The sequence below is a fragment of the Miltoncostaea oceani genome (assembly GCF_018141545.1).
Taxonomy (GTDB): domain Bacteria; phylum Actinomycetota; class Thermoleophilia; order Miltoncostaeales; family Miltoncostaeaceae; genus Miltoncostaea; species Miltoncostaea oceani.
In genome coordinates, this window is record NZ_CP064356.1 from 2127937 (window position 1) to 2146205 (window position 18269).

Consider the following 18269-nt stretch of genomic DNA (forward strand, 5'->3'; position numbering starts at 1 on the left):
CCGCGCGCCCCCGCCGTCACGCCGCCCCGCGGGCCTCAGGCCAGGTTCCGCACCGGCGTCCCGACCGGCACCCGGTCCCACAGCCACAGGATGTTCGCGTTGTAGTTGCGGGTGCAGCCGTGGGAGTAGTACCGCGTCTCGTGGGCGAGGAGGTACTCCTGGTCGGTCCCGTGGATGCCGTACCCGCGGTGGTACCAGAGGACCCGCGGGCCGAAGGCGGCGCGGGGGCCGTTGGTCTTCGAGTAGACGCGGTAGCTGCCGACGGGGGTCGGCGTCGAGGGCGCGCCGAAGACCACCGGGAAGACCCGGCGGAGCGTGCCCCGCTGGTAGTAGTAGAGGTGGAACTCGGAGATCTTCTGCACGAGGTAGTGCTCGGCGGAGGCCGGCACGCCGTGCGGGTTGCGCCCGAAGACCGAGATCCGGCCGGTGGTGTCCGAGCCGCCGGAGTCGGCGCCGGGGCGCGCCGCGGCGGTCAGCCGGAAGCGCCAGGTGCCGCCGCGCGGCGGCGTGAACGTCGCCCTCACCCGCCCGGCGCGCACCGGCACCTTCGTGATGGTGCGGAACGGGCCGCCGTCGACGGAGCCCTGCAGGGCGACGCGCTCGCCGCGGGCGCCGGGCGTGACGGTGCCGACGGCGGTGAACGGGCGGCCGGCGATGCTCTCGAGCGGCGCCGCCGTCACCGAGAGGTCGACGCGGCGCGTGACGGCGACGAACCGGCGGCGGCTGGAGCTGACGGTGCCGTCGGCGGCGGCGACGCTGACGCGCAGGTTGCCGGGGCGGCGGAGCGGGAGGTCGGCGGAGAAGGAGCCGTCGCGCCGCGACCGGAGCGTCACCAGGGGCGCCCAGGCGTCTCCCTCGAGGCGCTCGACGACCACGGGGACGGCGGCGGCGGGCGCCACGCGTCCCGTGATCTCGGCGCGCTGCCCGAGCTCGACGGCCGACGGCGCGCGGAACGCGGCCACGTGGAGGCCGTCCGGCGCCTGGGCGAGGCCCGCCGCCGGGAGGGCGAGGGCACCGAGTGCCCCCGCGAGGACCGCCTGACGTCGTGCGAGCCGCATGCGCCTCTCCCTGTCGGAGTGCTTCCAGCGGCCTATTCGACATCCCGCGCGGATTCCTTAGCTACCGTACGCATGTGGCCTCCGACGCCCCGATCCGCCTCTTCGCCGCGACGAGCGGCTGGGAGGGCCCGTTCCAGCACGAGCAGGTGCTGGTGGCCGCCCACGGGGCCGACGAGGCGCGGCTGCTGGCGGAGGCGGCGTTCGCCGGCGTCACCCAGCCGGTCTGCCGGGCGAAGATGCGCATCAGCGACCTCGGGCCGGTGGCGCCGGGCGTCGTGGCCGGGCCCCTGCGCGCAGGGGAGTCCCTCGCCGCGGGCGGCGAGCCGGTCGACCTCCGCTGCGGCTGAGCGACCCCCGCCTGAGCTAGATCCCGGGCCCGCCCGCCGACGGGGGGTCCGACGCGGGGAACGACTCCATCGAGGCCTCATCGACGGGGTCGGCCTCGGGGCGGCGACCTCCGCGGACCCGCTCCAGCGCCCCGGTCAGTCGTTCGCGTCCGAGCGCGGCGGCCGCCGCGCAGCATGCGGCGCCGACGACACCGGCCGCCAGGGCGACCCTCCTGCCGGTCTGGGACACGTGGCTCCTCGTGCTCGGGTATCGGATTCTGCTGGGACCGCTGGTGCGGCGCCGCCCGTGCCATCGCGTGTCAGGCGCCTTCCCCGCTCGTAGCGGGCACGACGCGCGGCCGGAGGGTGCCGTCGCGCCGGACGGTACCGCAGAATCGCCCCGGGCCGGAGGCGAGCGGAGGTGCGGTGGGCGCAGGACTCCTGGAGGGCGTGGCCGCAACGGCGCGCCGGGTGGACGGCGACGCGGTGGAGGGGCGGCGCGACCGCACCGCGATGAGCGCCGCCCTGCGCGGCGTCGCGGAGGCCCCCGACCTCGCGTCGGCCGGCCTCCAGGTCTGCGAGTGCGCCGCGTGGCTCCTCGGCGCCGGCACCGCCGCCGTCGTGCGCAGCGAGGACGCCGACCGCGTCGTCGTCGCGGCGGTCGGACGCGACGCGCCCCCGCCGGGGCAGTCGATGCTCGCGACGGGCACGCTCGCCGCCGTCCTCGCCCTCGGGTGCCCCCAGGAGAGCCGGCGGGCGCGCGTCGCGGAGGTCGCCGCCCCCGTCGTGCTGCGGGGGTCGGTGTGGGGGGCCCTCCTCCTCAGCGGGTCGGCCGACGCCCTCGCCCCCGCCGCGGCGGAGCGCCTGGCCCCCTTCGCCGACCTCCTGTCCCTCGCCGCCGCGAACCACGAGACGCGGTCGCGCCTCGCCTCCCTCGCCGGCACCGACGCGCTCACCGGCCTCGGCAACCGCCGGACCTTCGACGACCTGCTCGCCGCCGAGGAGAACCGGGCCGTCCGCCACGGCGACGCGCTCGGGCTGGTGCTGCTCGACCTCGACCACTTCAAGGGCGTCAACGACCGCTTCGGCCACGGCCGGGGCGACCGGGTGCTCGTCGAGGTGGGACGCCGGCTGGTCGGGATCGCCCGCCGCGGGGAGGCCGTCACCCGCATCGGCGGCGAGGAGTTCGCGTGGCTGCTGCCCCGGACCACCGGGGCGGGCGCCGAGGCCGCCGCCCGCCGCGCCCTCGCCGTGATCGCCGGCCGCGACTTCGAGGTCGCCGGGCGCCTCACCGCCTCCGCGGGGGTCTGCGACCTCGCGACGGCCGGGGGGCGCGACGAGATGGTGCGCCTCGCCGACCTGATGCTCTACCGCGCCAAGGCCGACGGCCGCGACACGGTCCGCGCCGCCGGGACGGGGACCGCCGCCCTCAGCGGGTGATGCGCTCGTCCGCCCCGCGGCGCTCGAGGGCGCCCGCCTCGACCGCGCCGACCGCGTGCAGCTCCCCGAGGGCCTCGACCGCACGCTCCCAGAACTGGGCGCCGGACTGGCGCCGGCACTCCGCGAGCGCGTCCGCGGCGGACATCGGCGGCACGTAGGGGCGGTTGCTGGTCATGACGTCCCAGGCGTCGGCGAGGTGCAGCACCCGGGCGCCCTCGGGGATCGCCTCGCCGGCCAGGGCGTCGGGGTAGCCCGACCCGTCCCAGCGCTCGTGGTGGGCGCGCACCCACGCGGCCTGCTCGGCGGTCAGCACGCCCGACACCATCTCCGCGCCGAGCGCCGAGTGGTGGGCGACCTTCGCCATCTCGGCGGGCGTGAGGCGCACCGGCTTGAACAGGATCGCGTCGGAGACGGCGATCTTGCCGACGTCGTGGACGAGGGCGGCCTCGTGCAGCAGCGAGATCCGGCGGCGCTCCCAGCCGAGCACCGCGGCGATGCCGGCGGCGAGGCCGGCGACGCGCTCCGAGTGGCGGCGGGTGGAGGGGTCCTTCGCGTCGACCGCGCGGGCCAGCACCCGGATGCTCTGGAACGCCTGCCCGCGGCGCACCTCCGCGGCGCGCTCCTCCTCGCCCAGCGCCTCCATGGCCTCGGGGGTGTAGAGGAAGACGACGTCCCGGCCGTGGCGCTTCGCCCAGTAGAGGGCGGCGTCGGCGCGGCGGTAGAGGTCGAGGGGGCCGTCGGCGCGGATCAGGTCGCAGACGCCGGCGGAGACCGTCACGCGGCCGACCTCCGGGAACGGCGCGCCCGCCATCGAGGCCCGCGCGCGCTCGGCGGCCTGCCAGCCCTCCATACCGTCGGTCTCGGGCATGAGCCAGCCGAACTCCTCGCCGCCGAGGCGTCCGATGACGTCCCCCTCGCGGGCGAGGGCGGCGAGCCGCAGGGCGGCCTCGCGCAGCACGGCGTCCCCGACGACGTGACCGTGGGTGTCGTTGACCTGCTTGAAGTCGTCGAGGTCGAGCACCGCGAGCGCCAGGTCGCGCCCGTGGCGGCGCGAGCGGGAGACCTCCTCGGCGAGGCGCTCCTCGAAGACGTGGCGGTTGACGAGGCCCGTCAGCGGGTCGGTGGCGGCGCGCCACGCGAGCTCGGCGCGGACCTCGGCCGTCCCGATCGCGAGCGCGACCAGGTCGGCGAAGCGGGCGAGGCGGCCCTCGGTGCCGGTGGGCAGGGCCTCGGGCGCGTCGGTGGCGACGACGACGGCCCCCCACACCCGCTCGCGCACCCGCACCGGCGCGGCGACGCTCGCCCGGAAGGCGTCGCGGTCGAGGACCCAGGGGACGGCGCCCGCGAAGGCGCGGAAGTCGTCGGCGCGGCCGTCCCGCGCCGCGCGGGTCGCGTCGGGGTCGGGCAGCGGGCTCGTCAGGGGGACGGTCAGCTCGCGGGGCGGCCACGAGCCGGGGCGCTGGGACCAGCGCCCGACGAAGGCGGCCTCGCCGTCGTCGAAGCGCACCACGGCGGCGCCCGCGGCGCCGTGGACCATCGCGATCTCCTCGGCGACCAGGTCGAAGACGTCCTGGGGGCTCGCCTCGCGGGCGACGGCCTCGGCGATGCGCCGCAGGGCGGCCTGCTCGCGGGCGGCGCGGCGGCGGCCGCCGCGCAGGGAGGCGCTGACGCGCAGCAGCAGGTCATCGGGGGCGGCGGGGAGGATCAGGTGGTCGTCGGCGCCGTCGTCGATGGCCGCGAGGGCGGTCGCCTCGTCGCCGGGGCGGACCAGGGCGATCACGGCGGGGTCGGGGCCGGACGCCTCCCGCACCGCCAGCGCGACGCTGCGGCCCGCCACGTCGCGCATCGCGGCGTCGGCGAGCACGAGGCGCACGGGCAGGACGCCGAGGGCGGCGATGACGGCGCCGGCGTCGCGGGCCTCCACCACGCGGTGGCCCGCGCCTTCGAGGGCCCCGCGGAGGGCGTGCCGGACCGCGGCCTCGTCGTGGGCGACGAGGAGTCGGTCGGCCGTGTCGTCCGAGGCCGGGGGGTTCGCATCCATGCACCCTCCGAGTCGGCGCTCCGGGGTCCCGACTTGAGGCGACGTAGATTGACGTCCATGCCCCCCGCGCCCTCCCGCCGGCTGCTCGCCGCGCGTTTCGCCGGTCTGGTCGCGGCCGCGTCCGCGGGCGTCGCGGTGCTGCTGCTCGTCGCCGTCCGGACGGCGACCGGCCAGGGCTGGGACGACGCCGGGCGCGCCGACCCGGGGGGCACCGGCTCCGCCGCCGACGCCGCCACCCAGCGGCTCCTGGACACGATCAGCGTGTCGTCGCTCGCCCTGCTGGGGGTGGCGATCATGCTCGTCGCCGTGCTCCGCGACCGCCCGTGGCTCGCCGCCGGCGCGGGCGCCGTGGTGGCGGGGGCGAACATCACGACCCAGGTCATGAAGCGGGCGATCGACCGGCCCGACCTGGCCGTCGACGGCATCGGCCCCGGCGCGGGGGCGTTCCCGAGCGGGCACGTCACCGTCGCGTCGTCGCTGGCGCTCGCCCTGGTGCTGGTCGCCCCGCCGGCGCTGCGGTGGCCGGCGGCGCTCGTGGGGGGCGCCTATGCGGCGGGCGTCGGCGTGGCGGTGCTCGTGCTCGGCTGGCACCGCCCGAGCGAGGTGGTGGGCGCCTACCTCGTCGCCGTGGCGTGGACCGCCCTCGTGGCGGCCGTCGTCGTGGCGGCCCGCGGGCCGCGGGAGCTCGCGGCGTCGCCGGGGCGCCGGGCCCGGGCGGGCGCCGCCGCCGCCGTGCTGCTCGCGGTGGCCTTCGTCGTGGTCGCGGGGGTCGCCGCCCAGCGCCGGCTGGACGTCCGGTCGGCGGCGGTCGACCGCACCGCCCTCACCTTCGCGTCGGCGACCTGCGTCGCGGCGTGCGCGGCGCTGATCGCCGTGGTCACGGGGATGCTCCAGTCGCTGCCGGCGGCGCGCACGCGGCGTCGCCGCACCCGGTAACCTGCCGCGCATGCGCGTCGGACTTCTCACCGGTGGGGGCGACTGCCCCGGTCTCAACGCCGTCATCCGCGGCGCCGTGCGGGTCGGCACGGACCACGGTCACGAGCACGTCGGGCTGCTGGGCGGCTGGCGCGGCCTGCTGCAGCGCGACACGCGCCCGCTCGACCGCGACGCCGTCGCCGGGATCCTCACGCGGGGCGGCACGATCCTCGGCAGCTCGCGCACCAACCCCTTCAAGTCGGAGGAGGGCGGCCGGGAGTGCGTCGCCGCCTTCGCCGACCTCGGGCTCGACGCCCTCATCGCCATCGGCGGCGAGGACACGCTCGGCGTCGCCCGCCGCCTGCACGACGAGCTCGGCCTGAACGTGATCGGCGTCCCCAAGACGATCGACAACGACCTCTCGGGCACCGACTACACCTTCGGCTTCTGGACCGCGGTGCAGATCGCGGTCGACGCGATCGATCGCCTGCACACCACCGGCGAGTCCCACGACCGGGTGATCGTCGTCGAGGTGATGGGCCGCCACGCCGGGTGGATCGCGCTCGAGTCGGGTCTCGCCTCCGGCGCCCACGTCATCATGATCCCGGAGCAGCCCGCCTCCCTCGACGACGTCTGCGCGCGCATCACCGCGCGGCGCGAGCGCGGGGCGGGGTACGCGATCGTGGTCATCAGCGAGGGCGTCGTCCTCGACGCGGGGGCCGGCGACGGCGCCGTGGACGAGTTCGGGCACACCCTCCTCGCGAAGGCGAGCGTCGGCGAGACGCTGGCCGAGCGGATCGAGGCGCAGATCGGCGGCGAGGCCCGCGCGGTCGTCCTCGGGCACGTCCAGCGCGGCGGCACCCCGACGGCCTTCGACCGTTCGCTCGCCACCCGCTTCGGCGCCCGCGCGGCCCAGCTCGTGAGCGAGGGGTCCTACGGCCGGATGGTGGCGCTGAAGGGCGACACCGTCTCCGACATCCCCCTCTCGGAGGCCGTGAGCGTCCTGAAGACGGTCCCCGAGGATGTCTACCGCCGCGTCGCGGAAGTGGCCGCCGGCCGCTGAACGGGGCCGCGGACGGCGGCGGCGGGCCCGGTGCTACTGTCCTCCGCCATGCCGTCCCTGGTCATCTGCGAGAAGCCCTCCGTCGCCGCCGACGTGGCCAAGGCCCTGCTCGGGTCGAAGGCCAAGCGGTCCGGTGACCACTGGGAGGGACCGGACGCGATCGTCGCGTTCGCGGTCGGCCACCTGGTCGAGCAGGTCGACCCGGACAAGTACGACGACAAGTACAAGAAGTGGAAGTACGACGACCTCCCGATCCTGCCGGAGGCCTTCCGCTACCAGCCCCGCGACGCCCGGGCCGCGAAGACGCTGAAGTCGCTCCACGCCCTGATGAAGCGCCCCGACGTGGACCTCATCATCAACGCGTGCGACGCCGGGCGGGAGGGCGAGCTGATCTTCAAGCTCATCCTCGAGACGGCCCCGAAGGCCGCGCAGGGCAAGCCCGTGAAGCGCGCCTGGTTCAGCTCGATGACCCAGAAGGCGATCCGGGACGCGTTCGACGCGCTCCGCGACGACGAGGTGATGCAGCCGCTCGAGGCCGCCGCCCGCGCCCGCAGCGAGGCCGACTGGCTCGTCGGCATGAACGCCACCCGCGCGGCGACCACCAAGGCGGGCTCCATCCGCAAGGTGCTGTCGCTCGGCCGCGTCCAGACCCCGACCCTCGCGCTGATCGTGAACCGCGACCTCGCGATCGCCGCCTTCGTCCCGGAGGACTTCTGGGAGGTCGAGGCCGCGTTCGAGGTCGCCGGCGGCGCGCACTACGCCGGCCTGTGGCACGAGGGCTCCACGACGCGCCTGAAGGAGGCCGCCCCGGCCGAGGCGATCGCCGCCGCCGCCTCCGGCGCCCCCGGCGTCGTCGAGTCGCTCGAGACGAAGCCGCAGGTCGAGCAGCCCCCGCTGCTGTACGACCTGACGACGCTCCAGCGCGAGGCGAACGGCCGCTTCGGCTACTCCGCGAGCCGCACCCTCGGCACCGCCCAGGCGCTCTACGACCAGCACAAGCTGCTGACCTATCCGCGTACCAACTCGCGGTACCTGTCGGGCGACATGGCGGGCCAGCTGAAGTCGGTCGTGAGCGGCGTGGGCGCCGCGTCCCGCGAGTACGCCGACCCGGCCCGGTACGTGCTCGGCCTCGACCGGCTGCCGCTCGGCCGCGTGGTCAACGACGCCAAGGTCACGGACCACCACGCGATCATCCCGACCGAGGGCGACCACGACCTCTCGGGGCTGACCCGCGACGAGCGGCGCATCTACGACATGGTCGCGCGGCGCTTCCTCGCCGTCTTCCACCCCGCCGCCCGCTTCGAGCGCACCGTCGTCGAGACGCGCTGCGCCGAGCACCTGTTCCGCAGCCGCGGCAAGGTCATGATCGAGGCCGGCTGGCGCGCCGCCTACGGCGAGTCGGTCGAGAAGGCCTCCGCCCCGCCCCCCGCCGACGGGGACGCCCCCGCCGTGAAGGCCGACGAGGAGGCCGAGCAGTCGCTGCCGGCCCTCGCCGTCGGGCAGCAGGTCTCCTGCGTGTCCGCCGAGGCCCTCGCGAAGCGCACGAAGCCGCCGGGCCGCTACTCGGAGGGGACGCTGCTCCGCGCGATGGAGACGGCGGGCAAGCTCGTGGAGGACGACGAGGCCGCCGAGGCGATGAAGGACGCGGGCATCGGCACGCCGGCGACCCGCGCCGCCACGATCGAGCGCCTGGTGGACGCCGAGTACGTGGAGCGCGAGGGCCGCAGCCTCCGCGCCACCGAGAAGGGCACCGGGCTCATCAAGATGCTCGGCGACCACGTCCTCACCAGCCCCGAGCTGACGGGCCGGTGGGAGCAGCGCCTCAACCGCATCGAGCGCGGCGAGGAGAAGGCCGACGTCTTCCGCACCGAGATCGACGGGTTCACGCGCGAGGTGGTCGCGTGGTTCGCCGACAAGGAGCGCGACGACCTCAAGATCACCCGCGAGCCCCTCGCGCCGTGCCCGACGCCGGGCTGCGAGGGCCAGATCGTCGAGTACCCGAAGAGCTACGGCTGCAACACGTACCACGGCAAGGACGACCCGGGCTGCGGGTACACGCTGTGGAAGCAGCAGAACGGCCGCACCATCACGCGCGACGAGGCCCTGGAGCACATCGCCGCGGGCCGGTCGAGCAAGGACCTCGAGGCGGAGCGCGAGGTGATCGGCGCGTGCCCCACCCCCGGGTGCGGCGGCGAGATCATCGAGCGGACGCGCTCGTTCGGCTGCACGAGCTGGAAGAGCCGCACCGAGCCGGGCTGCGGGTACGTCATCTGGAAGAAGGTCCGCGGCCAGAAGGGCGAGGTCGACGCGGACGCGGCCCGCGCGATGGTGGCCCGGGGCGAGACGAACGCCGCGCCCGTCGTCGCGAAGGAGCCGCTCGCCGCCTGCCCGACCCCCGGATGCCCCGGCCACATCCAGGAGAACAGCCGGGCCTACGGGTGCACGAGCTGGAAGAGCCGCAAGAACCCGGGGTGCGGGTTCGTCATCTGGAAGCGCGAGAAGGGCCACGAGGTGACGCCGGAGGAGGCGGTCGCCCGCATCGAGGAGGCCCGTGCCGCCGCCGGCGGGGCGCTCGAGGTGCCCGCCCCGACCGCATGACCCCGGAGGAGGTCGCCGGGCTCCTCGTGGAGCGCGGCGTCTGGACCTACTCCCGCTCCTCGGGCCCCGGCGGCCAGCGGCGCGACCACACCGAGACGCGCGCCGAGTTCACCCTCCGCCCGCGCGACCTCGACGACCTCCCCCACCCCCTCGCGGCGCGCCTGCGCGACGGCCTGGAGCTCGACCGGCACCCGCTGCGCCTGACGAGCCAGGCCGAGCGCTCCCGCGAGCGCAACCGCGACGTCGTGATCGGCCGGCTGACGGCGCGCGTCGCCCGGGCGATGGCGCCGCCCGCCCCGCCCCGGCGCCCCACCCGGCCGACCCGCGGCGCGACGGAGCGGCGCCTGGCCGACAAGGCGCGGCGGTCCGGGGTGAAGGCCGCCCGGCGGCCCCCCGAGCCGGACTGAGCCGGGCCGGCGCCGCCCTAGACGACGGCGCGCGTCACCAGGTAGGGGCTGGAGGCGCGGAAGGCGGCGGGGTCGTCGCTGCTCTCCGCGAGCACGGTGAGGGCGTCGGCGCGGAGCGCGTCCCAGCCCTCGGGCGGCAGCAGGCGCCGCGCCCACCGCCACACCGGGTGGTGCTCCTCCTGCTCGGCGAACCACGACTCCGTCGACTCGGCGGTGAAGACCAGCGACTCCTCGCGCTGCGCGACGTCGCGCGCACCGGCGGCGGTCAGGAGGTCGCGGACCCATGCGGCGTCGTCCCAGCGCACGCCGTCGGCCTCGGGCGCCGCGGGGAACGCGCCGCGCAGCACCCGGCCCGCCTCGTGGATCGGGCCGCGCGCGACCCAGCTCGCGATCACGAGGCGCCCCCCGGGCCGCAGGGCGGAGACCATCTGGCCCACCGCCTCCGCCGGGTCGGGCGCGAAGATGACGCCGAAGACGCTGACGGCGGCGTCGAAGGCGCCGGCCTCGACGGGCAGGTTGCCGGCGTCGCCGACCACGAACGTCGCGTCCGGCACCTGGGCGAGCCGGGCGCGGGCCCGGGCGGTGTCGACGAGGGACGCGGACAGGTCGACCCCCACGACGCTGGCGCCCTGAGCCGCCGCCGTGAGCGCCGCGTTGCCGGTGCCGCACGCGACGTCGAGGAACCAGTCCCCCGGCGCCACCTCGGCCTCGGCGACCACGACCTCCGCCGCCGGCGCGAGCACCTCGGCGGTCCGCCCGTAGTCGCCGTCACCCCAGTCGATGTCCATGGCGCCAGTCTCTCAGACGCCGCGGGGGGAGATCCGGGCGCGGCCGGGCCGTAGAGTCCCGTCCGGCAGGTGATCGACACGCGAAGGGGGACCCGATGGACGCACTCGAGGCGATCCGGCGGCGGCGCAGCGTTCGCCGCTACACCGACCGCCCGGTCGACGACGCCGACGTCGACGAGCTGCTGCGCCTCGCGCTGCTCGCCCCCACCGGGGGCATGGCGCAGGCGTGGAGCATCCTCGTCGTCCGCGAGCCGGAGCGGAGGGCGGCGCTCGCCGAGCTGATCATCCGCGGCGGGGCCGAGTACTTCCGGCTGGTGCGCCCCGCGGCCGCCGGCACGTCACCGGAGGAGCACGCCGAATGGGCGCGCGGCTACGCCCGCCAGGCGCTCGGCACCTACCCCGACGTCCCCGTCTGGATCGTCGGCCTCCTGGTGCCGCGCGACGTCTTCCCGCCGGACCGGCGGGCCATGGAGCGCGACGCCGACATGGTCTCCGTGGGCTTCATGATCGAGAACCTGATGGTCGCCGCCCGGGCGAAGGGCCTCGGCACCGTCCCGACGGTCTTCCAGTGGTTCGTGGAGGACGAGTTCCGCGCGCTGCTCGGCCTGCCGCCCGAGGTGGAGGTCCCCCTCGTCACCCCGCTCGGGTACCCGGAGGAGTTCCCGCAGGGCCTGCCGCCGGCGCTCGCGGCGATCCGCCGGCCGTGGCGGACGCTGGTGCACGACGAGACGTGGGGCGCACCCCGCGCGGACGCCTGACGGGCCGCGCGCGGCGCGGGGCACGAGGATCGCGGCATGTCCGCGGAGACCGCCGTCGTGGTGGCGATCACCCTGGTCTGGGCGGTCAGCGGGGGGATCCACGACGCCGGCACCCTGACGGCGAGCGGCATCGCCTCCCGCGCGCTGTCGCCCCGCGCGGCGATCCTGCTGGTGGGTGTGTTCGGCTTCGCGGGCCCGCTGGTGGTCGGGACCGCCGTGGCGACCACCATCGGCTCCTTCGTCGACCTCGGCGACCTCCCGCCCGAGGCGGCCCTGCGCACGATCGCCGCCGGCCTCGCCGCCGCGATCACCTGGAACGTCGTCACGTGGCGCCTCGGCATCCCCGCGTCCTCGACGCACGGCCTGGTGGGGGGACTGGTGGGCGCGACCGTCGTGGTCGCGGGTCCCGACGACGTGGTGTGGGGGCTCGCCGCCCTCGCCGAGGGTCGTGTCGAGGGCGTCACGAAGGTCCTCGCGGCGCTCGTGCTGTCCCCCCTGGTCGGGCTCGCGCTCGGCGCCGTCGTGCTGCGCACCACCGCCTGGGCGCTGAGCTCGGGATCGGTCGCCTGGAACCGGCGTCTGCGGAGGGCGCAGGTCCCCGCCGTCGCGGCGCTGTCGTTCGCCCACGGGGCGAACGAGGCCCAGAAGGGCATGGGCATCATCGCCCTCGCCCTCCTGGCGGGTGGCGCGGCCGACGAGCTCGCGGTGCCGGCCTGGGCCGTCGTGCTGTCCGCCTCAACGATCCCGCTGGGCGCGGTGGTCGGGGGCTGGCGCATCGTGCGGACCCTCGGGTTCGGCATCTACCGCCTGCGGCCGATGCACGCCGCGGGTGCCCAGGCGACGGCGGCCCTGGTGGTCGCCGCCACCTCCGCGTGGGGTGGGCCGGTCTCGACGAGCCAGGTCGCCAGCTCCGCCATCATCGGCGTCGGGGCGGCCGAGCGGCCGCGGAGCGTGCGCTGGGAGACGGGGAAGTCCATCCTTGCGGCATGGGTGCTGACGATCCCGGCGACGGCGGCGCTCGCCGCCCTGCTCGCCGGTCTGCTGCGAACCTCGGGGGCGATGGGGTGATCGCCCGCATCGCACGGTCGGCGCGCGCGCTCGGCGACCGCGTCGCGCCCCGCGTGCCGGACTTCCACGGCATGCTCATCGACCAGTGCGCCGTGGGGGTCGACGCCCTCGACGCGCTCGTCGTGTTCGCCCGCGACGGCGACCCGGAGGCCGGCGCCCGGGTCCGCGAGAGGGAGAAGGAGGGCGACCGGCGGCGGGCGATCACGCTCGAGACCCTGGCGCGCGCGTTCGCGACGCCCATCGACCGTGGGGCCATCCACCTCGCGGCGACCTCCATCGACGACGTGCTCAACTACGCGAAGACGACGGTCCGCGAGATGGAGATCCTCGGCGTCCCGCCGGACCGCTGGACCGCCGAGCTCGCGGAGCACCTGCAGGCCGGCGGCGTCGCCCTCCTCGACGGGTTCACCCGGCTCCGTGACGACCCCGCCGGCGCGCACGCCGCGGCGCTCGCCGTCCACAAGTCCGAGCGCAACGCCGAGAAGGCCTACCGCGCCGCCGTCGCGGACGCGCTGGCGCCCGGTCCCATCGCCGAGATCCGCGTGTTCGACCGCGAGAGCGTGGAGGCCTCCCTCGCCGTCATCCTGCTCGCGCTGCGCCGCCGCGAGGTCTACCGCCACCTCTCCAACGGCGCGGACCGCCTCGACACCGCCGGCCGCGCCCTGCTCGACATCGTCCTCGCCGACGTCTGACCGTCCCTCAGACGGGCGGGGCCGCGACCGGGACCGGGAGTCCCGCGAGGCGCGACAGGTCACCGTCGACCACGAGGTCGTCGGGGGGCGCCACCACGGCGCCCGCCGCGACGAGCCGCTCCAGGGCGTCGACGGCCGCCGGCCAGAACTGGGCCCCGGCGCAGCGGCGCACCTCGGCGAGGGCGTCGTCGAGGCCCCGCGCCCGCTTGTAGCTGCGTGAGCTGACGATGACGTCCCACGAGTCGGCCAGCGCCAGCAGGCGCGCCTCCTCCGGGATGTCGTCGCCGGCGAGGCCGTCGGGGTAGCCGCCGCCGTCCCAGCGCTCGTGGTGGCCGCGCACCCAGGCGGCCTGCTCGGGTGACAGGACGTCCTCGACGATGCGCGCGCCGATCTCCGCGTGGCGCGACACCTCCTCGCGCTCGTGCGGCGTGAGGGGGCCGGGCTTGAAGAGGATGGCGTCCGGCACGGCGATCTTGCCGACGTCGTGGACGAGGCCCGCCTCGCGGAGCTGGGCGGCGCGGGCGACGGTCCAGCCGAGGGCGGTCGCGAGGGCGACCGCGAGGTCGGCGACCCGGGTCGAGTGCCGGTGGGTGTAGGGGTCCTTCGCGTCGACCGCCCACGCCAGCGCCCGCATCGCCCGCAGGCTGGGCGTCTCGGCACGGTCGCCGCCGCGACGGGCGAAGACCTCCTCGGCGACGGCGAACGAGTAGGCGACGGCCCGGTTGCGGCCGGACACCTTCGCCCAGTGGAGGGCGACCTCGGCCTGCCGGTAGAGGTCGGCGGCGCCCTCGGCGGATGCGCCCGAGGCGATCCCCACCGACACGGTCAGGGGGCCGGCGACGGCGAACGGCGCCTCGGCGAGGGCGCGCCGCAGGCGCGCGGCGGCGTCGTGTGCGGCCCTCTCGTCGGTCTCGGGCAGCAGCCACGCGAACTCGTCGCCCCCCGTCCGCCCCAGCGCGTCCGGGCCGCGGACGTGGGCGCGCAGGCGTGCCGCCATCTCCCGCAGCACCCGGTCGCCGCCGTCGTGGCCGTGCGCGTCGTTGACCCGGCGGAAGCCGTCGATGTCGATGAGGACGAGCGCCACGTCGCGGCGGTAGCGGCGGGCCCGCTCGGCCTCGCGTCCCATCAGGTCCGAGAACGCCTGGGCGTCGGGGAGGCCGGTCACGGGGTCGGCGCCGGCGCTCGCGGCGCGCAGCGCACGCTCCCGATCGGCGACGATCGCCCCGGCGGCGATCTCGGCCATCGCCTCGAGCACCTCGTCGAGCCCCTCGGGCAGCGCCGCGCCCGGGGAGGGGCCGGTGGCGACGGCGCCCCACACCTCGTCCGCGATCCGGATCGGGGCCTCGCGCACGAGGACCCCCGCGGTGGGGGCCTCCCCCACCGGCGCCGCCGGGGACGCCGCGGCGACGACCGGGCCGGAGGCCCCGGCGCGCAGCACGGCCCCCGCCCCGGCGAGCACCGCCAGCTCCGACGCGACCCGGTCGAGGACGACCTCGGCGGCGAGGCCCGCGGCGGACAGCCCGGCGAGGCGTCGCAGGGCCGCGCGGACGCGCTCGGCGCGCACCCGTGCGCTGACGTCCTTGACGGTGACGACGTGCCCCGCCACCCGGCCGTCGCGGCCGCGGGCGGGCGCGACGCCGATGATCGCGGGGAAGCGACCGCCGTCGGCGCGGGGCAGCACCACGTCGCGTTCGCACGCGGCCCCGGCGGCCGACGCGGCGAGCGCGGCCTCGAGCCGGGGCCGCTCGTCCTCGGGCCAGCCCGGGAAGAGGGAGCGGCGCCCGACCAGGTCGTCCCGGACGAGGCCGGTCATGGTGCAGAACACCTCGTTGACCTCGATGACGGTGCCGCCACCGGCGAGGATGACGAGGCCGTCGGGCAGCGAGGACAGCACGACCGCCAGCCGGTCGCGTTCGTGGCGTGCGGCGGCCAGCGCCCCGCGGGCGCCGCGCCGCGCGGCGGAGGCGCGGGTGGCCACCCCGAGGCGGGCGGCGAGGTCGGCGGCGCGGACCGGGCGCGCCAGGCAGTCGTCGGCGCCGGCCGCGATCGCGTCGCGGGCAGCCCCGTCCGCGCCGGCGTCGACCAGCGCGACGATGTGGGGCACGCCGTCGCCCGCGGCGCGCGCGGCCAGCAGCGTCGGCCAGAGGGGCTCGAGGCGGGGCCAGTCGGCGATCACCATGCGGGCGCCGGGGAGCCCGCGCGCGCGCAGCACGCCGGCGTCGGCCGCGGTCGGCTCGGCGCGCCACCCGGACTGCTCCAGCAGGGCGCGGATCATCGCCCGCGAGGTGCGGTCGCCGTCCAGCAGCAGGGCGCGCGGGGCGCCTCCCACCGCGTGGTCGCGTGGGACCGGCATCACCTCAGGTGTCGGCCCGCCGCTGCACGAGTTGAACCCGGCGGCCCCGACGGGGCCGCCGGGCACGGCCGGTTCAGATGTCCCTCTCGGTCGCGGCGACCGCGCCGACGGGGACGGGGTGCGGGGGCCCGGCGCCCCCCTCGCGGCGCTCGTCGCGCCCATCGAGCACGGCGCCGTACAGCAGCAGCGCGATCGCGGCGCCGACGATCAGCATCACGACCGCCCCGACGACGAAGAGCCCGGGGGTGTTCATGTGGCATCCGCCCGGCGCGGGAGCAGGAACGCCCCGAGCGAGATGATCGACGGCACCCAGATGCCGACGAAGATCCCCTCGGGCTCGCTGCCGGCGAACCAGAGCGACACCGAGAGGACGAACGAGGCGAAGGCGGCGAGCAGGATCAGGCCGCGGGCGATGTCCTCGCGGCGGCGGGCCGCGGCGCGGCGCTCCGTCGATGTGGCCGTGGCGTGGAGCCCGGCGGTGGTTCCGTCCATCTCATGCCTCCGTGATGGTTGGTGTGTGGCGGGCCGCGGCGCCCCCGACCGCGGCGCGCAGGCCTCGGACGGTGGGGCGCACGCGCCCCGTGCCGAGCAGCAGCCGGCCGAGGGGGGAACGCACCCCGGGGCCGAGGCGGGCAAGGGGACGGCCGAGGCCGTCGTGCACGTGGACCTCGACCCCCGAGGCGGCGAGGCGGGCGGCGAGGGGCCGCACCGCCCGCCGGCCGGGGCGGAGCCGCCCCTCGACCACCAGCACCGCGGGGCCGTCCCCGGCGCCCCGCAGGCGCGCCGAGACCCCCGGACCGGTGATCGCGAGGCTGCCGGCGACGATGAGCGGCGCAGGGGGCACTACGCCGGCTCGGAGGTCCGGATGCTCAGGGTCCCGTGCAGTCGCCAGGTGGCGCGCGGGGCGTCGGGGCCCGTGTGGTCGGGGACCTCGACGACCATGTCCTCGAACGCGTACGAGATCGTCGCGCCCCGTCCGGTGAGCCGCTCGTAGAGGCCCTCGGCGAAGTCGGGCCAGGTGGTGGTGGCGTCGCTCATGTCGTGCCTCCGTCGGTGGAACACAAGATGAACAGAACCTAGACGAACGCTGACGCCGGGCGTGGGGCATCGGTGGATAAATCCCGGAAAAGAGACCATCTGCTGCGCCAGCTAATTGGACAAATCTGTTGATGTCGCCGATACTGCGGGGATGGATGAGGACGACGCCGGCAGGATCCGGATCGGTGAGCTGGCACGGCGCACCGGCGTGGCGGCGCCCCTGCTGCGGGCGTGGGAGCGCCGGTACGGGCTGCTCCGGCCGGAGCGCACCGCGGGCGGGGCCCGTGCCTACGGACCCGACGACGAGCGGCGCGTGGCCGAGATGACGCGCCGGCGCGCCGAGGGCATGTCGGCCTCGCTCGCCGCCGCCGCCGTGCTCGCCGCCGAGGACGCGGTCGCGACCGCCGGCGGACCGGCCGTCGCCGGGATCGTGTCCGAGCTCGACGCCGCCCTCCGAGGCTTCGACGAGGCGGCCGCCCACGAGGCGCTCGACCGGCTCCTCGGCGGCTTCAGCCTCGGGACCGCGCTCGCCGAGGGCGTCCTGCCGTACCTGAGCGGCCTCGGAGCGCGCTGGGAGGCCGGCGAGGTCAGCATCGCCGAGGAGCACTTCGCCACCACCATCGTCCGCGGGCGGCTGCTGGCGCTGGCCCGCAACTGGGGCACCGGGCGGGGACCGCGGGCGCTGCTGGCCTGCCCCCCGGGCGAGATGCACGACCTCGGCCTGGTGTGCTTCGGCCTCGCCCTGCGGGAGCGCGGCTGGCGGATCACCATGCTGGGCCCGAACACGCCGGTCGCGACCGTCGCCGAGGCCGCCGACCGCCTCCACCCCACCCTCGTCGTGATCGCGGCCATGCAGGACGGGGCGCTGCACGACGCCCGGGCGGAGCTCGGCGCCCTCGCCCGCGCCCACCGGGTGGGACTCGCCGGGGCGGGCGCGCCGGCCGACCTGGTGCGGGCGGTCGGGGCGTGGTCGCTCGAGGGCGATCCGGTGCGTGCGGCGCGGTGGGCCGACGCGGCGGTGGAGGCGGGCGGGCCGCCGGGCTGACGACCGGGGGGACGCGTGGTCCTCAGCCGGACCGGGCCTCGGCCATCGCCTCCTCGCGGGTCAGCCCGCCCAGGCGCGCATGCAGCCGGCCGCGGGACGCGACCGCCGCGACGACCACGATCTCGTCGGGACCGGGGGCGTCGGGGACGCGGACGGTCATGGCGTCGTAGTGCGAGCCGACCCAGAGCTCGTCCTTGAAGGCCAGGGGGACGTCCACCGGATCGCCGGCGGTGCAGCGCTTGGTGACGGACGGTAGCCACGCCAGCCCTCCCCCGACGCATTCGCGGAACGCGTCGCCGAAGCCCCCCGCGAGGCAGGCGGCGGCGTGCTCCTGCTCGCCGGCGAGGCCGACGAGCGCGGCCTGCCCGTAGCTCTCGACGGGAGCGCCGAGCGCGGCGACGGCGCGCTCGCCGAGGAGCGTCCCGATGGCCCCCGAGGGCGCGACGAGCTCCTCCAGCTCGGCGGTCAGCGGGCGACCGACGTAGGGGTTCGCGATGACGGCGATCGCCGCCGCCTTCACGAGGGGGTCTCCGCGGTCCGCGCTCCCGCCCTCGGTGAGGATGTCCTCGCGCACGGTGACGAGCTTGCGGACCGCGATGTCGGACATGATGGCCAATGGTCGTCCTCCTCCGCGTGGGTTGGCGATACCGGGATTGCACCACGCTCGGAGGAGGGCGCC

Annotated in this window: 20 protein-coding genes; 10 read left to right on the forward strand and 10 right to left on the reverse strand. The window is 76.8% G+C overall.

The annotated features are described in order from the left end of the window. Positions 1 to 35: 35 nt before the first annotated feature. Positions 36 to 1058, reverse strand: a complete 1023-nt coding sequence (locus IU369_RS10825) for a L,D-transpeptidase (RefSeq protein WP_217920993.1) — start codon at positions 1056 to 1058, stop codon at positions 36 to 38. Positions 1059 to 1132: 74 nt separating this feature from the next. Here IU369_RS10825 and IU369_RS10830 point away from each other — a divergent pair, with 74 nt between their 5' ends. Further along, the gene (locus IU369_RS10830) at positions 1133 to 1405 is read left to right on the forward strand and encodes a hypothetical protein (protein ID WP_217920994.1); all 273 of its coding nucleotides are present in this window, start codon (positions 1133 to 1135) and stop codon (positions 1403 to 1405) included. 16 nt (positions 1406 to 1421) lie between these two features. On the opposite strand, the gene IU369_RS10835 is transcribed toward IU369_RS10830, so the two are convergent. Further along, the gene (locus tag IU369_RS10835; RefSeq protein WP_217920995.1) at positions 1422 to 1634 is read right to left on the reverse strand and encodes a hypothetical protein; all 213 of its coding nucleotides are present in this window, start codon (positions 1632 to 1634) and stop codon (positions 1422 to 1424) included. A 176-nt stretch (positions 1635 to 1810) separates the two neighbouring features. Between IU369_RS10835 and IU369_RS10840 the strand changes: the two genes are divergently transcribed. Then, positions 1811 to 2824, forward strand: coding sequence for a GGDEF domain-containing protein (locus tag IU369_RS10840; RefSeq protein WP_217920996.1), 1014 nt, complete (start codon positions 1811 to 1813; stop codon positions 2822 to 2824). Here the strand turns inward: IU369_RS10840 and IU369_RS10845 are convergent. Beyond that, positions 2814 to 4865, reverse strand: coding sequence for a diguanylate cyclase (locus IU369_RS10845; RefSeq protein ID WP_217920997.1), 2052 nt, complete (start codon positions 4863 to 4865; stop codon positions 2814 to 2816). The two genes, IU369_RS10840 and IU369_RS10845, sit on opposite strands and share 11 nt — an antisense overlap. A gap of 57 nt (positions 4866 to 4922) precedes the next feature. Between IU369_RS10845 and IU369_RS10850 the strand changes: the two genes are divergently transcribed. From IU369_RS10850 to IU369_RS10865, 4 genes are read left to right on the forward strand one after another with little or no spacing between them, the layout of a single operon-like run. After that, positions 4923 to 5801, forward strand: a complete 879-nt coding sequence (locus IU369_RS10850) for a phosphatase PAP2 family protein (RefSeq protein WP_217920998.1) — start codon at positions 4923 to 4925, stop codon at positions 5799 to 5801. A 10-nt stretch (positions 5802 to 5811) separates the two neighbouring features. Continuing rightward, positions 5812 to 6843 carry a 6-phosphofructokinase gene (locus IU369_RS10855; protein WP_217920999.1) on the forward strand — a complete coding sequence of 344 codons (1032 nt, stop codon included), beginning with the start codon at positions 5812 to 5814 and terminating at the stop codon, positions 6841 to 6843. A 48-nt stretch (positions 6844 to 6891) separates the two neighbouring features. After that, the gene (locus IU369_RS10860) at positions 6892 to 9441 is read left to right on the forward strand and encodes a DNA topoisomerase 3 (RefSeq protein ID WP_217921000.1); all 2550 of its coding nucleotides are present in this window, start codon (positions 6892 to 6894) and stop codon (positions 9439 to 9441) included. Then, the gene (locus IU369_RS10865; protein WP_217921001.1) at positions 9438 to 9848 is read left to right on the forward strand and encodes a peptide chain release factor-like protein; all 411 of its coding nucleotides are present in this window, start codon (positions 9438 to 9440) and stop codon (positions 9846 to 9848) included. Before IU369_RS10860 ends, IU369_RS10865 begins: the two co-directional genes overlap by 4 nt. 17 nt (positions 9849 to 9865) lie before the next feature. Here the strand turns inward: IU369_RS10865 and IU369_RS10870 are convergent, their stop codons facing one another. After that, complete coding sequence (locus tag IU369_RS10870; protein WP_217921002.1) at positions 9866 to 10636, reverse strand: class I SAM-dependent methyltransferase; 771 nt, start codon at positions 10634 to 10636, stop codon at positions 9866 to 9868. A 95-nt stretch (positions 10637 to 10731) separates the two neighbouring features. Here IU369_RS10870 and IU369_RS10875 point away from each other — a divergent pair, with 95 nt between their 5' ends. Genes IU369_RS10875 through IU369_RS10885 form a run of 3 tightly spaced genes read left to right on the forward strand, consistent with a single transcriptional unit; the run spans position 10732 to position 13154 of the window. Next, the gene (locus tag IU369_RS10875; RefSeq protein WP_217921003.1) at positions 10732 to 11394 is read left to right on the forward strand and encodes a nitroreductase family protein; all 663 of its coding nucleotides are present in this window, start codon (positions 10732 to 10734) and stop codon (positions 11392 to 11394) included. A 36-nt stretch (positions 11395 to 11430) separates the two neighbouring features. After that, positions 11431 to 12462, forward strand: a complete 1032-nt coding sequence (locus tag IU369_RS10880) for an inorganic phosphate transporter (protein WP_217921004.1) — start codon at positions 11431 to 11433, stop codon at positions 12460 to 12462. Beyond that, positions 12459 to 13154 carry a DUF47 domain-containing protein gene (locus IU369_RS10885; RefSeq protein WP_217921005.1) on the forward strand — a complete coding sequence of 232 codons (696 nt, stop codon included), beginning with the start codon at positions 12459 to 12461 and terminating at the stop codon, positions 13152 to 13154. Before IU369_RS10880 ends, IU369_RS10885 begins: the two co-directional genes overlap by 4 nt. Positions 13155 to 13161: 7 nt before the next feature. Here the strand turns inward: IU369_RS10885 and IU369_RS10890 are convergent, their stop codons facing one another. The 5 genes from IU369_RS10890 to IU369_RS10910 all read right to left on the reverse strand — a co-directional run bounded on the left by IU369_RS10890 (position 13162) and on the right by IU369_RS10910 (position 16545). Next, entirely contained in the window at positions 13162 to 15507 is a 2346-nt protein-coding gene (locus IU369_RS10890) for a sensor domain-containing diguanylate cyclase/phosphohydrolase (protein ID WP_217921006.1), read from the reverse strand. 73 nt (positions 15508 to 15580) lie between these two features. Beyond that, on the reverse strand, positions 15581 to 15760 hold the full coding sequence (locus IU369_RS10895; protein WP_217921007.1) for a hypothetical protein: 180 nt from the start codon (positions 15758 to 15760) through the stop codon (positions 15581 to 15583). Continuing rightward, positions 15757 to 15999: a hypothetical protein gene (locus tag IU369_RS10900; protein ID WP_217921008.1), complete on the reverse strand. Its 243-nt coding sequence runs from the start codon at positions 15997 to 15999 to the stop codon at positions 15757 to 15759. The genes IU369_RS10895 and IU369_RS10900 overlap by 4 nt, the downstream gene beginning before the upstream one ends. A 1-nt stretch (position 16000) precedes the next feature. After that, positions 16001 to 16351 (reverse strand): hypothetical protein, encoded by a 351-nt coding sequence (locus IU369_RS10905; protein WP_217921009.1) that lies wholly within the window; start codon positions 16349 to 16351, stop codon positions 16001 to 16003. Further along, complete coding sequence (locus tag IU369_RS10910; protein WP_217921010.1) at positions 16351 to 16545, reverse strand: hypothetical protein; 195 nt, start codon at positions 16543 to 16545, stop codon at positions 16351 to 16353. The genes IU369_RS10905 and IU369_RS10910 overlap by 1 nt, the downstream gene beginning before the upstream one ends. Positions 16546 to 16696: 151 nt before the next feature. Between IU369_RS10910 and IU369_RS10915 the strand changes: the two genes are divergently transcribed. Then, positions 16697 to 17590: a MerR family transcriptional regulator gene (locus IU369_RS10915; protein WP_217921011.1), complete on the forward strand. Its 894-nt coding sequence runs from the start codon at positions 16697 to 16699 to the stop codon at positions 17588 to 17590. 22 nt (positions 17591 to 17612) lie between these two features. Here the strand turns inward: IU369_RS10915 and IU369_RS10920 are convergent, their stop codons facing one another. Continuing rightward, entirely contained in the window at positions 17613 to 18197 is a 585-nt protein-coding gene (locus IU369_RS10920; RefSeq protein ID WP_217921012.1) for an amino acid synthesis family protein, read from the reverse strand. Positions 18198 to 18269: the final 72 nt, after the last annotated feature.

Coding starts and splice junctions, on each gene's coding strand:
- IU369_RS10880 (WP_217921004.1), top strand. CDS start 11,431: ATGTCCGCGGAGACCGCCGTCGTGGTGGCGATCACCCTGGTCTGGGCG.
- IU369_RS10825 (WP_217920993.1), bottom strand. CDS start 1,058: ATGCGGCTCGCACGACGTCAGGCGGTCCTCGCGGGGGCACTCGGTGCC.
- IU369_RS10910 (WP_217921010.1), bottom strand. CDS start 16,545: ATGAGCGACGCCACCACCACCTGGCCCGACTTCGCCGAGGGCCTCTAC.
- IU369_RS10870 (WP_217921002.1), bottom strand. CDS start 10,636: ATGGACATCGACTGGGGTGACGGCGACTACGGGCGGACCGCCGAGGTG.
- IU369_RS10850 (WP_217920998.1), top strand. CDS start 4,923: ATGCCCCCCGCGCCCTCCCGCCGGCTGCTCGCCGCGCGTTTCGCCGGT.
- IU369_RS10845 (WP_217920997.1), bottom strand. CDS start 4,865: ATGGATGCGAACCCCCCGGCCTCGGACGACACGGCCGACCGACTCCTC.
- IU369_RS10920 (WP_217921012.1), bottom strand. CDS start 18,197: ATGTCCGACATCGCGGTCCGCAAGCTCGTCACCGTGCGCGAGGACATC.
- IU369_RS10890 (WP_217921006.1), bottom strand. CDS start 15,507: ATGCCGGTCCCACGCGACCACGCGGTGGGAGGCGCCCCGCGCGCCCTG.
- IU369_RS10865 (WP_217921001.1), top strand. CDS start 9,438: ATGACCCCGGAGGAGGTCGCCGGGCTCCTCGTGGAGCGCGGCGTCTGG.
- IU369_RS10895 (WP_217921007.1), bottom strand. CDS start 15,760: ATGAACACCCCCGGGCTCTTCGTCGTCGGGGCGGTCGTGATGCTGATC.
- IU369_RS10900 (WP_217921008.1), bottom strand. CDS start 15,999: ATGGACGGAACCACCGCCGGGCTCCACGCCACGGCCACATCGACGGAG.
- IU369_RS10860 (WP_217921000.1), top strand. CDS start 6,892: ATGCCGTCCCTGGTCATCTGCGAGAAGCCCTCCGTCGCCGCCGACGTG.
- IU369_RS10875 (WP_217921003.1), top strand. CDS start 10,732: ATGGACGCACTCGAGGCGATCCGGCGGCGGCGCAGCGTTCGCCGCTAC.
- IU369_RS10855 (WP_217920999.1), top strand. CDS start 5,812: ATGCGCGTCGGACTTCTCACCGGTGGGGGCGACTGCCCCGGTCTCAAC.
- IU369_RS10915 (WP_217921011.1), top strand. CDS start 16,697: ATGGATGAGGACGACGCCGGCAGGATCCGGATCGGTGAGCTGGCACGG.